The 15,355-nt window shown below is 63.5% G+C and carries 9 protein-coding genes and 2 pseudogenes; 5 read left to right on the top strand and 6 right to left on the bottom strand.

Features of this window, described 5'->3' with window-relative positions:
* The first annotated feature begins 40 nt into the window (after positions 1–40).
* The gene (locus tag JO015_09375; protein MBV9999310.1) at positions 41–313 is read left to right on the top strand and encodes a hypothetical protein; all 273 of its coding nucleotides are present in this window, start codon (positions 41–43) and stop codon (positions 311–313) included.
* A 1,279-nt stretch (positions 314–1,592) separates the two neighbouring features.
* Entirely contained in the window at positions 1,593–2,420 is an 828-nt protein-coding gene (locus tag JO015_09370; GenBank protein ID MBV9999309.1) for an alpha/beta hydrolase, read from the top strand.
* A gap of 52 nt (positions 2,421–2,472) precedes the next feature.
* On the opposite strand, the gene JO015_09365 is transcribed toward JO015_09370, so the two are convergent.
* From JO015_09365 to JO015_09340, 6 genes and pseudogenes are all read right to left on the bottom strand, one after another.
* Positions 2,473–3,276 (bottom strand): ABC transporter permease, encoded by an 804-nt coding sequence (locus JO015_09365; protein MBV9999308.1) that lies wholly within the window; start codon positions 3,274–3,276, stop codon positions 2,473–2,475.
* 7 nt (positions 3,277–3,283) lie between these two features.
* Complete coding sequence (locus JO015_09360; GenBank protein MBV9999307.1) at positions 3,284–4,036, bottom strand: ABC transporter ATP-binding protein; 753 nt, start codon at positions 4,034–4,036, stop codon at positions 3,284–3,286.
* Between the two features lie 284 nt (positions 4,037–4,320).
* Complete coding sequence (locus JO015_09355) at positions 4,321–7,197, bottom strand: autotransporter domain-containing protein (protein ID MBV9999306.1); 2,877 nt, start codon at positions 7,195–7,197, stop codon at positions 4,321–4,323.
* Between the two features lie 33 nt (positions 7,198–7,230).
* Positions 7,231–7,344 (bottom strand): annotated as a pseudogene (locus JO015_09350) (autotransporter-associated beta strand repeat-containing protein).
* The gene (locus JO015_09345) at positions 7,293–11,150 is read right to left on the bottom strand and encodes an autotransporter-associated beta strand repeat-containing protein (GenBank protein ID MBV9999305.1); all 3,858 of its coding nucleotides are present in this window, start codon (positions 11,148–11,150) and stop codon (positions 7,293–7,295) included. Before JO015_09345 ends, JO015_09350 begins: the two are co-directional and overlap by 52 nt.
* Before the next feature lie 483 nt (positions 11,151–11,633).
* Positions 11,634–12,677, bottom strand: a complete 1,044-nt coding sequence (locus tag JO015_09340; protein MBV9999304.1) for an SDR family oxidoreductase — start codon at positions 12,675–12,677, stop codon at positions 11,634–11,636.
* A gap of 295 nt (positions 12,678–12,972) precedes the next feature.
* Between JO015_09340 and JO015_09335 the strand changes: the two are divergent.
* From JO015_09335 to JO015_09325, 3 genes and pseudogenes are all read left to right on the top strand, one after another.
* Positions 12,973–14,009, top strand: a pseudogene (locus JO015_09335) (catalase family peroxidase).
* Positions 14,010–14,168: 159 nt separating this feature from the next.
* A complete protein-coding gene (locus JO015_09330; GenBank protein ID MBV9999303.1) occupies positions 14,169–14,378 on the top strand; it encodes a hypothetical protein in 210 nt (69 codons plus the stop codon).
* A 197-nt stretch (positions 14,379–14,575) separates the two neighbouring features.
* A complete protein-coding gene (locus tag JO015_09325; protein ID MBV9999302.1) occupies positions 14,576–15,346 on the top strand; it encodes a hypothetical protein in 771 nt (256 codons plus the stop codon).
* Positions 15,347–15,355 lie beyond the last annotated feature (9 nt).

Raw genomic sequence — 15,355 nt, 5'->3', positions numbered from 1 at the left:
GTTTCGGGCCGGGGTGGTGGCTGCTAAGCCGGAGCAGGCGGTGATAGAGCCCGAGGTGGCCCGCCGGGTGGTCGAGCAGGAAAAAGGGGCGTTGCCGGCCGGGGTGAGCCTGGGCTGCCGGCTGCGCTTTCTGACCAACGGGCTGGTACTGGGCAGCCGCCGCTTTGTCGAAGAACAGTTGAGCTTCTGGCGGGGCCCGGGCCAGCCGCCCGGGCCGGGCGCTGAGTCGGCGGGGGCGGCCGAAGGGGGCGGGGCGGAGTGGTTTGTGTGCTGGCGGGGCCGGGCCGTGCCGGCGCGCGCCGCCCCGGGCTGAGGCGGACAAGTAGCTTGGACAGTTAACGCTCGAAGCTGGGGGTCCGAGCGGTTTTGGACGGGTGCGGCGGTGAAATGGTGACTGAGCAACCAACCTCAAGCCGTACGCCCTCCGGGCTGCAGCAAAAAGGGGCTTGGCGCACCTTGCCGACAGTTCGTGCGGCTGTAGGCAGCGTCGAAGCTCTCTGAACCCATATGAGGGGTGGGCCCGCTCTTCGCGCCTGTCTCTCCGTAAAGCGGCGGATGTTAACCTGGCCCATTACGCCCTGGATGCGGAGGGTGCAGCGGTCACCGACACGGCCACTACCGAAATGGCCGCTGCGCCTTTGTCCGCCGCCTCGGGCAAGCGGAGACGGCGTAGGCGGGTGCTTGTTTCTTTCCATGCCGGGGTGCTGCCGGGGAAGCGGTCATCGCTGCCTTTTCCTCACAAGGGCGGGGGCCAGTTTTGCCGGGTTTACTGTCCCGCCATTCGGAAAACGCGTGACCTATTCGGGCTCCGTCGTCAAGTGAACGGGCAATATTGATGCCGCTCCCATCGCGGGCACAACCGCTTTAGGAACGCTCATTCGCATCTGTCATGCGACGTTAATTTTGCATACCCGCTTGCCCCTTTTATCGGCCGGCTCAGACGCGGGAGGGGTCAGTCGCCCCTCGATCTTTACCTTAGCGGCCACGGGGACGGGTCCCACTGGCGCTAAGGTAAGCGTGCCCCGGCGTCTGCGGCGAGGAGTCGTCACCCCTCATCAGCGTTTCGAGGTGCGCTATGGGGACAGGTCGCAATGACGCGCCAACGGGGACAGGCGCGATGGGACCTAATGGGGACAGACCCGTTTGACGGTCTAACGGGGACAGACCCGATTGACAGGGACAGGTCGCACTCGTGGTGTCCGGCACCTGGTTCGAGCGATTCCAGCGCCAACCGGCGCGAAGGCGTTTCCGAGAGGTTCTTCTCGCCGGGTGCCTTTTGCCTGTCGCCTGCACCCTATGCCGGAGCGGGGTCGGGAAGGTGCTGGCCGGCCTGCAGGCGATAACCAGAAAAAAGTTAGTTTGCCGTGGACCGTTTTCCCCGACGACTTCAGGATCAATCTAACAAAGCGGGAACCGTACAAGAGCAGCCGGCCCGTGCGAACGAAGCGTAGGCTCGGGATACACGGGAGGCTCGCGCCTGATTTTCGTGCGCAGCCGAGCTCCTCGGAAACAGCGAAGGCACACTAATGGAAACGAGTCACGCGGGAAGTTACGGGCCGACGGTCCTGGAGGGAGTGGATCTCGAACATACCATGCGACAGGCCGGGCGTCTGCGGCTGCACTGCGTGGAGGCTGGGCCGCAGCACGGACCGGTAACCCTGTTGCTGCACGGCTTTCCGGAATGCTGGTGGGGCTGGCGCCGGCAGATCGCGCCCCTGGCGCGGGCGGGCTTGCGGGTGGTGGCTGTGGATCAGCGGGGTTACGGCACCAGCGACAAACCCCGCGGCGTACATGCGTATCAACTCGATCTGCTCGCCGCCGACGTGATCGCCCTGGCCGAGGCGCTCGGGGTGCGCCGCTTTCGATTAGCCGGTCACGATTGGGGCGGAGTCGTCGCCTGGTGGGCAGCGGCACGCTTCGCGGAGCGGGTAGAGCGGGTGGCGATCCTTAACGCACCGCATCCGGGTGTGCTTGGGCCATACCTGTTCCGGTCACCCATGCAAGCCCTGCGCAGCTCGTACATCGCATTTTTTCAGCTGCCTTGGCTTCCCGAAGTGGCGTTGAGCGCACGGAATTTCCGCGCCTTGAGAACCATGCTGAGACGCACCAGCCGCCTCGCCGCGTTCCGCGCAGGAGATTTCGCGATTTACCGTCAGGCGTGGTCGCAACCGGGAGCGCTGACGGCCATGCTGAACTGGTACCGCGCGCTGCCGCGAAAGTGGAGAATCCCGGAGCGGGTGCGCGTGCCGGCGCTGGTACTTTGGGGCACTCAGGATCCGGCGCTTGAGAGCGGCCTGGCTGAAGCAAGTCTGGGCCTGTGCGACTCCGGAAGCATGCGTTCGTTTGATACCATTGGCCACTGGTTACAGCACGAAGGGGGCAATACCGTAACCGCAGCGTTGACCGACTTTCTTATGTAATCAGGCAAGTGCGCTCGAGAGCAGTTTTCCGTTTCTTCCATTTCGAAGCCTTTCAGCTCAACGTCTCGGCGCTGTAGCGGACCAACAGGCCGGTGCGGACCGCCCGCCGATAAATGCGCGTAAAGAACCAGCACGCGCCGACGATGTAGATGACGGCCAGCCCGGCACCGAACGCCAGCTTGGCCCCGGACACCGCCCCGCCTGAAAGGATGGCCCGCATGGCCTCAAATACGTATGAAGGCGGCAATGCCGCGGACACCCCTCGCATCCACGCAGGGAGGGTCGAAATCGGGTAAAAGACCCCGGCGAAAGGAGAGAGCAAGGCGGGAATGGGCCAGATAAACCATTCGGCGGACGGCCCGAGCCGCAGCACCACGGCGCTGCCGAAAATTCCCAAGGCGATGCCGAACAGAAACAGGACCAGGAGGAACGGGATGAACAGCAGGCCGTAAACGAAGAAGGACAAGCCGAAGGCGCTGCCTGCCAGGAGCAGCATTGCCACGAGCCCGATCGAACTGGTGGCAATGCTGGTGAGCACCAAGCCGCTGAGGTACTCGAGGATCGACAGCGGCGTGGCAAACAGGTTGAGGAAATTGCGGGACCAGACGTCCTCGAAAAAGGCCGTGGTCACCCCGTACATGACCCGGCCAAAAAAGTCCCACATTAGCACCGCCCCCAGCAGTGCCGGCACGAAGTTGAACCCGGCAGAGGCGACGGCATTAAGGTAGCGGGTAATGAAGCCCCAAAGCACGACGTCGATTGCCACCCAAACGAAAAGCGGCAAAATGCGTGCGGGGCTGCCACGCAGCAGGTAAACCTGCCGCAGCACGATCGCGGCGACACGATTAAATTGCACCATCGGCTTATTCGAGCTCAAGCGCCAGCGGCTCGCGGGCCACGGCGATGAACAATTCTTCCAGGCTCGCTTTGCCGAACTCACCGGGCAGCGCCTTGGGGTCACCTTCCAGCAAGATCCGGCCGCGGGAAAGGAAGAGCACCCGGTCGCACACCTCTTCGACTTCGTACATGTTGTGCGAGGTCCACAGAATCCCGCTGCTGCCCTGCATGGTAAATGCCCGAATCTCAGCGCGCAGTTCCCGGGCAGTCGCCGGATCGAGGGAGGCGGTCGGCTCATCCAGCAACAAAAGGTTCGGCCGGCTGAGCAGGGCTTTAGCCAGGCCCGCGCGCGCTTGCTCTCCGGAGGACAGCACCCCGCACTTTACATCCCGGAACGGCTCAAGTTTGAATTGCTCCAACACGGTCGCGATGCGTTCGGATAGATCTCGCATCCCGTAAAGAAGTCCGAAAAAGCGAAGGTTCTGCACCACGGTCAGATTGCCGGGCAGCGGCGCATAAGTGGCCGCAAAATTCGTACGCTGCAGCGCCCGGGAACGACGTGTAGTGAGGTCGACACCGTCGATGCGGATGGTACCCGAACTGGGCGAGAGCACGCCCAGGACCATATTGATGGTCGTGGTTTTACCCGCCCCGTTTGGCCCCAAAAGCCCAACGATTTCCCGAGTGCCGACGCTAAAGGAGATTCCGTCGACGGCAGTGCTGTGGCCGTATTGCTTACGGAGGTTGTTTACTGAAAGGACGTCCACGGGCATAAGCATGTTATCGTGGCTCAACCAAGCCAGGACTTTAAGGCGTCCGGTGGTTTGCTCGAGAGCGTTACGACGCGGAGGCAGGGTTACGATCGACGAAGTGCGCGTAAGCGTCAAAAGAATCGTGCCGGCCGGGGTTAAGGGTATTTTGTCGTCCCGTACCTGCGGCCGCCGTTTGCCTCCGGTCAGGATACCCTTGCCGGATGGCCCTTCCGGTAGAAAACAAAGGTCCCGCCGGACAGATGTCTGCCCGGCGGGACAATGCGGTGAGATTCGTTCAGATCCGCGCCGGCTTAGAAGGCGATTCTGAGCCCGAGTTGAATCGACCCGGCGATTGCGTTGCCGGAGCCGATTTGCCCTTGGGTATCCGCGTAGAGGAGCACGTTCTTGGTGAGGTCAGCGTCGATTCCTCCGTCCAGCAAGGCACTATCCCGGCCCGGTACGGTCGTTTGCACTGTGAAGGTGCCGATGCCCGGCTGGCTGAAGGAACTCGAGATATCCCGGCTGTCGTCGAGGTACTCGTGTTGCCAGTAGGCGCTGAAGTGCGGGGTAACCGCGATCCATCCGAGCCGGCACTGGTACCGCGCCGTGAGACCAACCTTCGAGCGTAGCGAGTCAGCGCTCTGCTTTCTGATGTCAAGGCTGGCCACGCCGGCGCCGCTTTCGGTGAAGCGATCCAAATCCCAGTGCACGTAATCGAGACCGAGATTCGGCCCGATCGCGAGCCGGCCGAGGTGGAACTCATAGCCGCCGGCGATATCGCCCGCGTACTGGTTGCCGCTCGGGTCCGCGGCGGCCGTCCGGTCCACACCGGCGAATCTGATCCTGCGGCTGGTGGAATCGTCATTGAATCCGTAGGTAGCGAGCGCATTGGCGTACCAACCGTGTTGCGCGTACGCTCCGTACAGGCCGCCCTGATAGCTGTCGATCGAGGCGCGGCTGCCCTCGCCGTCGAGCGATGCCTCCGAATGGATGTAGTTAAAGAGCGCACCGATGGTCAGGTGATCAGTCAACCGGTAATCGACACCGGCCATGACGCCACCCGCGGTGTAATCTGCCTGCGGTACGTTCTGGTTGTGGCTGAAGTCGGCCAGGATCACGTCACCGTCGATAAATGCGCCCCAGCGGTTAGGCGTCACGATCGCAGCCGGCACCGTTGAATCCTGGATGCCGCCGATACCGGTCTCCTGCAGCTCATCGGATTCCAGCGGAGCGGCCAACAGGTGATTCTTGATTCGTGCGAGGCTTGGCGCCAGTGAGGCATCCATCATGACCAGGCCCGAGGTATCCAAGCCGGAGATGCCGTCGCGCAAGTTCGCCAGATGATCCGCGAGCTGCTGCGCGGAGAATGTGAAGTTGTCAAAGGCGATCGTGGAAAGGACCTGAAGCCGTTGCGGTGACAGCTCGTTCAGCGCGGAAGCCAATGCACCGGGCTTATTGTAGGTCTCGAGGTTAAGACCGGCGACGATGTTATCCGCAAAATCACCGGTGGTATAGGTTGTGTCGTACGCGTCGATGTACCGGGCGACTGCCTGTTCGTTCGCCGTCAGGCGGTCGAGGGAGGTAAACGGCAGCAGCATGGTCAGGGTGACCGCGTCATTGCCATTATCGTCGTACGCGGCAGCCGCTTTGAACGCCGGGTTGAACGTTGCCGCGTCGGTATACCCGTTGCTGCCGTCGAACCGGCCGACGACTGGTCCGCTGAGCGAGGTGAGAACCGTGTAACGCTGACCCTGGCTGGGGAGCGCCAAACCGAGGTTCCGGAAGCTTAAGAATACCTTGCTGCCGGCCACATTTGCCGTCCCGGCAACGAGGACCGCGTCGTAGTTCAGGACCGGAGCACCGGCAACGTAAGGGGCCGGAGACAACTTCCCGGAGTTAACCACGTTGAGATTCAGCAACCCGCTCGAGGTCTGGGTGAAGCCGGACGCAATTGCGATGAGGTGATTGGAGCCGCCGGTCTGGAGCGTGCCGGAGTTTACGACCGCACCGGTGCCGAGGGCGTGAGGGTTGTCCACGGCGAGCGTCCCGCCGCTGACGTTCGTTCCGCCTTCATAGGTGTTGTTTCCGGAAAGCGTAAGCGTCCCCTCTCCTGCTTTGGTAATACCGCCGACGCCACTGACGGTCCCCGTAAGCGCCAGATCCGGCACGTTAGATCCGCCCGTCAGGATGGTCAGGTTGGAGCCCGGATCCGAGTTGTTGAGCTGGACGGCGTCCGCAAGCGCGAGCGGCTGCGAACCGGTCGTCGTCAACGTCGCGTGTGAGTTCGTCGCAACCTGCAGGATGGCGTTATCCGGATTGCTCGAATCGCCGAGTGCGGTGTTACTGCCCACCGTCAACGTCCCGCCGGGTTTGGACCCATCGCCCAGCATGGTATTGCCGACGTAGGCGTTGTTCCCGGTAATCGTCAAATCACCAGCCCCGGTTTTCAGGAGTCCTTCATGAGGACCGCCGAAGATGTGGCCGCTCAGGGTCAACGCGCCTGAATTCACGTCCAAAGTGAGCGTCGGCACAAGGTCAATTGCGTTCGGCAATGTGTAGTTGCCACCCTGAGTGGTCAGGGTGCCCGCACCGGCGACAACGATGGGCCCAGTGCCCAGGGCATTGGAGTGACCGATCACCAAAGTACCGTCGCCGAGAACAGACGGGCCCACGTAGGAGCTGTAACCTGTGAGGGTAAGCGTGCCGGTACCCGCGGTTATCAGGCCCCCGGTAGTGCCGTTACTCTCGATCGTCCCGGTGAAGGTCGTGCTCACCGAGGTGTTGACCGTTAAAACGCTACCGCCGAGGTCCAGCGTGCCCGAACCGCTCAACGGACCGATGATCTGGTTACCGCTTTGGGAGATGTCGAGCGTGCCGTCATCGATGACTGGCCCGGCCGGAGCGAGGCTGGCGCCTGGGCCGAGCACGATTTTTCCGGCCAGGATGGTCGTGCCGCCGGTGTAGGTGTTCGTACCGAGCAGGGTTAACGTGCCGGTGCCTTGCTTCACCAGGCTGCCGCCGACGCCGCCCGCGATCCCCCCGTCGGCAAGGCTGCCCGAAAAGGTCGTCGAGTTAGCCGTGCCGACGCTTAACTGCCGGCTGCCTAATTTCACCGTGCCCGAACCGCTCAGGTCACCGATGGTCTGATTGCCGCCCTGCGAGATGTCGAAGGTCCCGTTGGCGACCACCGCGCCGGTCGCGGTCAGCTTGCCGCCACCCGCCAGGGCGAGGGTGCCGGCGTTGATCGTCGTGCCGCCGGTGTAAGTGTTGGCCCCAGTGAGGGTCAGCGTGCCCGCGCCTTGCTTGACCAGGCTGCCGCCGCTGCCGCCCGCGATCCCCCATCAACCAGGCTGCCCGAAAAGGTCGTCGAGTTGACTGTGCCGGTCGTCAACTGCCGGCCGCCCAGTTTGACGGTGCCCGAGCCACTCAGGTCGCCGATGGTCTGGTTTGCGCTCCCGGAAATATCAAGGACGGCATTGTCAACGACTGCGCCCGCGGCAGCCAAACTGCCGCCGGTCACGACGAGCGCACCGGCGCTGATCGTGGTGCCGCCCGTGTAGGAATTGGCGGCCGTGAGGGTCAGCGTGCCCGCCCCTTGCTTGACCAGGCTGCCGCCGGTGCCGCCCGCAATCCCGCCGTCCTGGATCGTGCCGGTGAACGCCGTCGAATTGGCGGTGCCCTCGGTCAGTTGCTGCCCGCCGAGTTGAACGGTGCCCGAACCGCTCAGGTCGCCGATGGTCTGGTTGCCGCCCCCTGAAATATCAAAGGTGGCGTTGTCAACGACTGCGCCCGTGGCAGCCAGACTGCCGCCACCCGCCAGGATGAGCGCGCCGGCGCTGATGGTGGTCCCACCCGTGTAGGAGTTTGCGCCGGCCAGCACCAGTGCGCCGCTGCCCTGCTTAACCAGGCTGCCGCCGGTGCCGCCCCCCAGCCCGCCGTCCTGGATCGTGCCGGTGAACGCCGTCGAGTTGGGGGTGCCCTCGGTCAACTGCCGGCCGCCCAGCTTGACGGTGCCTGAACCGCTCAGGTCGCCGATGGTCTGGTTGCCGCCTTGCGAAATATCAAAGGTGGCGTGGTCGATCACCGCGCCGGTGGCGGCCAAACTACCGCTACCCGACAGGGCGACGGTCCCAGCATTGACCGTTGTGCCGCCCGTGTAGGTATTAGCGCCCGTGAGGGTCAGCGTGCCTGTCCCTTGCTTGACCAGGCTGCCGCCGGTGCCGCCCCCCAAGCCGCCGTCCTGGATCGTGCCGCTAAAATTGGTGTTGCTGGCGGTGCCTTCGGTCAGTTGCTGGCCGCCAAGGTTAACCGTGCCCGAACCGCTCAGGTCGCCGATGGTCTGGTTGCCGCCCTGAGAAATGTCGAAGGTGGCGTTGTCGACCACCGCGCCGGTGGCGGCCAAACTGCCGCTACCCGACAGCGCGAGCGTGCCGGCGCTGACCGTCGTGCCACCCGTGAAGGTATTGGCGCCCGTGAGGGTCAGCGTGCCTGTCCCTTGCTTGACCAGGCTGCCGCCGGTACCACCCCCGAGTCCCCCATCGACGAGGGTGCCCGAAAAGGTCGTCGAGTTAGCCGTCCCGGCCGTCAGTTTGTGAGCCCCGAGATCGACCGTACCTGAACCGCTCAGGTCACCAATGGTCTGGTTAGCGCTTTGGGAAATGTCGAAGGTACCGTTGTCGACGACCGCCCCCGTTGCGGCGAGGCTGCCGCCTTTTCCGAGTACCAGCGTGCCGTTATTGATGGTCGTGCCGCCGGTGTAAGTATTGGCGCCCGTGAGGATCAGGGTGCCGGTATGATTCGAATCGTTAACGGTGAGGCTGCCATCGGAGATCACTCCGTAAATCGTGGCGGTATCACTATTGTCGCTGTTCGCCGTAACCAGAATCGACTCGTTCTGCCCGCCCAGATCGAGATTGTTCTTGAATAAAACGTTATCGGTCGCGCTTTCCGAACCGAAAAGCAGAGCGTCGCCTTTCGGCACGAACGACCCACTTCCCCACGTAAGAGTCTGACCGGCGTTCAGCCTCACGGTCAAACCGCCGTCGACTGCGGCGAAGCCTCCTGAATTGGTCCACTGGACACGATTACTGTTCGTGCCCAGAAACCGGGTGAACGTGCCGCTGCTCTGAAAGACGCCTCCCGCCAAGTTGAGATTGCTGTTCGACGGCAGTCCGGTGCCGTCCTGAGCCTGCAAGGCACCGCCCTCGATTTTAGTTTGGCCGCTGTAAGTGTCCTGCCCGTTGAAAATGACGGTACCCCCGTCGGCGATCGTGATGCCCGCGCCGGAACCGACCGGGATTGAGGTGCCCCCGATCGAACTTGCGCTGTCATCAGCAATGGTGCCGTTGAACGTGATCGTATTACCGGCCCCAGGCGCCAGCGTAACGTTTGCGCCGGTCATCATGAACAGGTCTGTGCCGGCTGCCTGACCAGCGTTCCCTCCGTTCTGGCCATTGTCGCTTATTCCCCCGACTGCATTGTTCCCATCGAAGGTGGCCGTGCCTGTGATCGTGAGCGTGCCGTTAGCGGCAACAAAGATCGCGCCACCGTAGCCGGACCCTCCATCGCCGCCTCCGGACGCAAATTGATACCCTTGGCCGGTCATCCCCTGGCCGCCGCCGAAACCGGCTGAGCCGCCGTTGCCGCCGACGCCATCCGTGCCGTTCTCAGATCCATGGTCACCGTTATCATCGGGGTTCTGGCCGCCCTTGCCGCCATTTCCACCAGCGCCACCGCCAGCCCCGAACCCGCCAGCGCCGGCGTTAGCGCCGTTACCGCCATTCCCGCCAACGGCATAGGTTGTCCCCACCTGGGAGCCGGCGTTGCCGCCGTCGCCGCCGGATCCACCCCTACCGCCACCATTGCCGAAGCTGCCGTTACCGCCTTGTCCACCGTCTCCACCCAATCCGCCGATGCCCGACGTGCCGTTGTATTCCGAAGTCTCTGTGAGGGCGAGCAGGTAGGCGGCACCCGCCTCCGCTTCGGCCGTCTCCTTGGCCGCCTGCTGCGAAAATTTAGCCGCTTGCGCAGACTCTTCCGTTGCTTCCGTGCCATCCGCAGCTGCATCCGTTCCTTCCGCGACGGCTTTATCCCCGTCTTCTCCAGCCTTCAATCCCTCTTCCACCGCCCCGGCCGCCGACCCGACGGCTGCGGCGGTTGCCGCAGCCGCGTCGGTGAATTCCGCTTCGGCACCCACTTCTCCAGCCGCTTCCGCGGTGAGCCCGGTAGCTTCCGCCGTGTCATCGGCTGCCTCGAGGGTGTCTGCGGCAGCCTCATCGGCGTGGCCGGCCGCTTCCGCCGCGGAAGCCGCGGCCTCTGCGGTCGCTGCTGCCGCCTGTGCATCGGCGACCGCAGCCTGTGCGGTGTGGAAAGCGATCTCGGCCGCGGCGAACACCGTATCAGCGGAGGCCACGGTGCCCACGCTGCCCTTGCCGCCGTTTCCCCCGTTTCCTCCCGTTCCGGGATTCCCGTTGCCTCCAGACGCACCGGGCCATCCGTTTGAACCGTTGCCGCCGTTGCTGTAAGACGAATTCGTGGGGGCATCGGCCCCATTGGCACCGTCGCTGCCGTTATTCGGGCCGTTGTTGAAAAGGTTGTTCAAACTTCCACCCTTCGTCCCGACCCCGCCGGTGCCGCCCGTTACCGTGTTGGCGTAGAAGTTCACGCCGTTAAGGGTGGCGCTGGCGCCAGTGTTCACAAAAAGGGCGCCACCCAGACCGGCGCCGCCGCCGCTGCCGGTTCCGCCAACGGTACTGAAGTTGGTTAACGTCAGGTTGCTAAGCGTGAGCTGGCCGCTTTGCACGAAGAAGCCCGACGTGCCGTTCCCGTTTAGGGTCGGCTGATTGGCGGTTCCGCTTACCGTCACGCTCCCGCCGTTTTGAACGGAAAGCGGCGACGATAACGTGAGTGAAGGTGAGCTGAGCGTCAGCCAGCTCGAGCCAGAACTCCCGAGTGCGCTGTTAAGATCGCCCTCGGACTGCGCGTAGGCGGCATGACCGAACACGAGCGTGAGGCTAAACAACGCAAGGCGTGCACGCCCTTTCACCAGGCCGTGAGCCCGGAGGTACCGATTCACGTGCTCGGTGAGAACTTTCAGAGTATCCTTCTTGAGACGAAAACCAGCCGAGGTCGGGATTTGCATTCCTTTTCTATTCTAGTTAATGCTTCGAATATCAAAATTACGGAATATACTGGTTTATCGGTTTTCGAATTGTCGCCTTAAGGGTTTCCTGGAATCCGGCCCTGCGCGCGGGCCATCAGCATCGCCCTTGCCCCGCAGGGGCAGCCGGAGAGTAGGCGGGCATTTGCGTGCCGCGCTTTACCGGCGTGTTGAGAAGGGCAGCCCGGCTTCGGGCCGGAGGAACGGTCGAAGCGGTGCGCTCAGCGGAGCGGCCGCAAAGGTTGCGGGTCGTCCGAGATGGCCAATCGATTGCGGGGCGCCCCGCACGCCGGGCGCTCGTGCGGGGGCGCGGCGGGCAGGCGTTTGAGGCGCACCGATGGGACGCAATCCGTTGGGAATGCGCTCCCAAACACGGGAGTTGCTGGCCAAACTTAACCGTCCTGCCCGGACGAAGGCCGGCTTTTCCTCACGCCGGCCTCAAAGAGCGGGAGATTTCAGGGCGTTTTACGGGTTTCCACTGCCGCCCGCTGCGCCGTACACTTGCCCGGTGGCGTAGCTCGCGGCCGCCGAGGCCAGAAATACATAGACGGGCCCGAGCTCGGCCGGCTGGCCGGGGCGAAGCATCGGCGTCTGGCCGCCGAATGTTTCGAGCTTATTCTGCGGCTGGCCGCCGCTGACCTGAAGTGGAGTCCAAACCGGGCCAGGTGCAACCGCGTTGACCCGGATGCCCTTGTCGGCCAACTGTTTCGCAAGCGCCTTGGTAAAAGCCACGATCGCCGCCTTGGTTTGCGCATAATCCAGCAGGTTGGCCGAAGGATCATAGGCCTGGACGGAGGCGGTATTGATGATCGTCGCCCCCGGCTGCAGGTGCGGCACGGCGGCCTTGGTGATCCAAAACATGGCGTAGAGGTTGGTTTTGAAAGTCGCGTCGAGCTGCTCGGTCGTCAGCTCGAGGATTGAGTCAACGGCGTGCTGTTTGGCGGCATTGTTGACCAGAATATCAAGGCCACCGAGCTCGCGGACGGCGGCGTCGACCAACTGCTGGCAAAAGGCTTCTTCCCGAATGTCGCCCGGCAGCGCCGCAGCTTTGCGGCCTTCGGCACGAATCAACTCAATCACCTCGCGCGCGTCAGGCTCTTCGACCGGCAGGTAGTTGATGGCCACATCCGCACCCTCACGCGCGTAGGCGATCGCCGCGGCGCGGCCGATGCCCGAATCGCCTCCGGTAACGAGTGCTTTGCGCCCCAGTAGACGCCCGGCTCCCTTGTAACTCTCCTCCCCGTGATCCGGGCGCGGGATCATCTTGCCGGCTAAGCCGGGCGGATCCTGGTGCTGCTGCTGGAAGGGTGGCTTCGGATACTCGGTTACCGGGTTTTGGAGGGCGGGCGGTTCGGGCGCCGGCGCCGGGCCAGCCGGCGAGCCTGCGTCGTGCTGGGCCGCCCGGGCCGGAACGGTGAGTGCCCCTATCAAGCCGGCGGTCATCCCACCAACGAACTGGCGACGCGACGGCATGGCGCCGCCTTTTTGTTCCTGGTCATTTTGCTCCATACATCAATTCCTGACTTCTTTATTATAGGAACCTGGGATCAGGGCACCGGCCGGCAATCTTCGCCATCGAGCGATCAACGTTGCTTGCAGTTGCGGTACCGGACGGCTCGAAATGGTGCCGCCGTTGCCTTCTTTCTCAGTTCGCTGCGAAGCGGACGGTGGCTGCCCACTATACTTGCCGCAGGGGTTCGATCTGCCGCGAAAAGAGCGTACGGTAAGCGGCCGAGCCTTTCTCGCAGGCCATTGCGTTCTGTGCGCCGGGAAACCTGAACGGCTCGTTCAAACCCTATAGACCATGCCACTGCCCACCGACGAGAAACTGATCGCGCTAAGCCAGGACGTACTCGCGCACTTCGACGCCATTTTCGGGCTTCACCCCGGTTTTCGCCCTGTCCACGCGAAAGGGATCATGCTCACAGGGACATTTACCCCATCGGTGGAAGCCCCCTCCCTCAGCCGGGCGCCGCACCTCCTGTCACCGTGCGATTTTCCAACTCCACCGGGTTGCCGCTGCTGCCCGATAACGATTCGGGCGCCAATCCGCGTGGCTTAGCCATCCATTTCAACCTGGCCGAGCACGTTCACACCGACATCGTGAGCCACTCGACGGGCGGGTTTCCAACCAGAAACGGGCAGGAGTTTCTCGAATTCCTGCGGGCGGTGGCCGCGAGTGATCCGGCCCAACCGTCGCCCTCACCCGTGGAGAAGTTTCTGGCCGCCCACCCGGCTGCCCTTACCTTTGTGCGAACGCCTAAACCCACGCCGGCCAGTTTTGCCAAGGAAGCCTATTTCGCAGTGACGGCCTTCCGTTTTGTCAATGGGGATGGTACCAGCCGTTATGGACGATACCGGATCATCCCGGAGGCGGGTGTCGAGTATGTGGACAACGTCACGCCCAAGAACCAGGATGGAAATTTTCTCTTCGACGAACTGGTCCGGCGCATAGGGACAGGCCCGGTCACAGGGACAGACCCGGCTACAGGGACAGACCCGGCTACAGGGACAGGCCCGGCCACAGGGACAGACCCGGCCACAGGGACAGGCCCGGCTACAGGAACAGGCCCGGCCACAGGGACAGGCCCGGCCACAGGGACAGACCCGGCTACAGGGACAGGCCCGGTCAGCTTCCAAATCGCTGTGCAAGTGGCCAACGATGGCGACGTAGTGGATGGCGCCACGGTTCACTGGCCGGAGGACCGGCGCCGGGTCCCGATCGGCAGGTTCGTGCTTACCGCGGTGGAGCCGGAGAGCGCCCGTGCACAAAAGAGGATCATTTTCGACCCGATTCCGCGCGTGGACAGCATCGAACCTTCGCAGGATCCGCTGTTGTAGTTGCGGGCGGCTCTCTATCTGTTGAGCGGTCGCCGACGTTAAGCCCCTGAAGCCTGAGGAAATGCAACGGAGGAGGGCTGCCGAGTGCCGACTGCCGAGTGCCGGAGTCGTGGTGCGGGTGATGGACGGACGGTGGATACATCTCCGCTACCAAGACCGGTGGATGGAATAGACCAGTGGGGTGTTTCCGGCGAACAGCAGCCGCGGCGCCGGTGGCGCGCCGGCATGGACTGGTTCGAATGGCTGCTGTCCCAAGGCGGCAAGGAATGCGCGCAGCCGTGCCCAGGCACGACGGCGCTGGTGGCGATTGAGCCGCCGCTGCCTGCATTTGCAGCGGCGTTGCCGGGCCAGTTCAGCCAGGATCATTGAGGTGCGCGGTGAACGCACCGGCACTGCGGCGCAAGACAACAGAGTTGGGGTACGAACGACGGCTGCGGCGGTGATCATTTCCTCTAATTAAAGGTTTCAGGGAGACAAAGTTACAGGGGTGCGCAGAGCGGGTTTAACTTTCCTGAAGAGGCAGCCGGTTTTAGAGTGGAGCCGGGTAGAGTCCCCACCTTACAGCCATGCACCCTGACCAGAGTTCGGCTACGCCGGCGCCCGGGCGCTTTGAGCCCACCCAATGGAGCGTGGTGTTGCAAGCCGCCCAAAGTCAGGCACCCGGCGGCCCGCAAGCATTGGCTGAGTTGTGCACGCATTACTGGCGGCCGCTCTACGCCTTTGCCCGCCGCCGGGGTCACCCGCCCGAGGACGCCCAGGACTTCGTCCAAGGCTTTTTTGAGCACCTGATCGGCCGCCGCGGCCTCACCACGGTGGACCCGTCCAAGGGCCGGTTTCGGTCGTTTTTGCTGGCGGCTTTCCAAAATTTCATGGCGGCCGAAGCCCGCCGGGCACGCCGGGAAAAGCGGGGCGGCCAAGCGGAGCGGATTCGGCTGGACTGGGCAGATGCTGAAGGGCGGATCATCTGCGAACCTGCCGATCGGCTCACGCCCGAAACGATCTATGACGCGCAGTGGGCGCTGCTGTTATTGGGTCGGGCAACGAGGCAGCTTCGATTCGAGTATGAAGCCGCCGGCAAAGCCGAGACCTTCGTGGTTTTACAGGGCTTTCTGGGCGATGAAGGGCAGCGGACGGGGATAACCTACGAGGCGGCTGCCCAGGCCGTTGGAGTCGGGCTCCCGGCGGTAAAGACATTGATTTACCGGATGCGGCGAAGGCACGGCCAACTGGTACGCCAAGAGGTAGCCCGGACGGTGCTGGACCCGGGGCAGGTCGACGCCGAGGTGCACGCCCTTTGCGATGCGCTAATTGCGGCCAGAGGATACGTACCCGCCTGAGCGGCCGGT

Source organism: Verrucomicrobiota bacterium, assembly GCA_019247695.1.
Classification (GTDB): Bacteria; Verrucomicrobiota; Verrucomicrobiia; order Chthoniobacterales; family JAFAMB01; genus JAFBAP01.
The sequence above is the reverse complement of the archived record's forward strand: the minus strand, read 5'-3'. Positions and strand labels throughout refer to the sequence as shown.

Coding starts and splice junctions, on each gene's coding strand:
- JO015_09370 (MBV9999309.1), top strand. CDS start 1,593: ATGCGACAGGCCGGGCGTCTGCGGCTGCACTGCGTGGAGGCTGGGCCG.
- JO015_09325 (MBV9999302.1), top strand. CDS start 14,576: ATGCACCCTGACCAGAGTTCGGCTACGCCGGCGCCCGGGCGCTTTGAG.
- JO015_09345 (MBV9999305.1), bottom strand. CDS start 11,150: ATGCAAATCCCGACCTCGGCTGGTTTTCGTCTCAAGAAGGATACTCTG.
- JO015_09340 (MBV9999304.1), bottom strand. CDS start 12,677: ATGGAGCAAAATGACCAGGAACAAAAAGGCGGCGCCATGCCGTCGCGT.
- JO015_09360 (MBV9999307.1), bottom strand. CDS start 4,036: ATGCTTATGCCCGTGGACGTCCTTTCAGTAAACAACCTCCGTAAGCAA.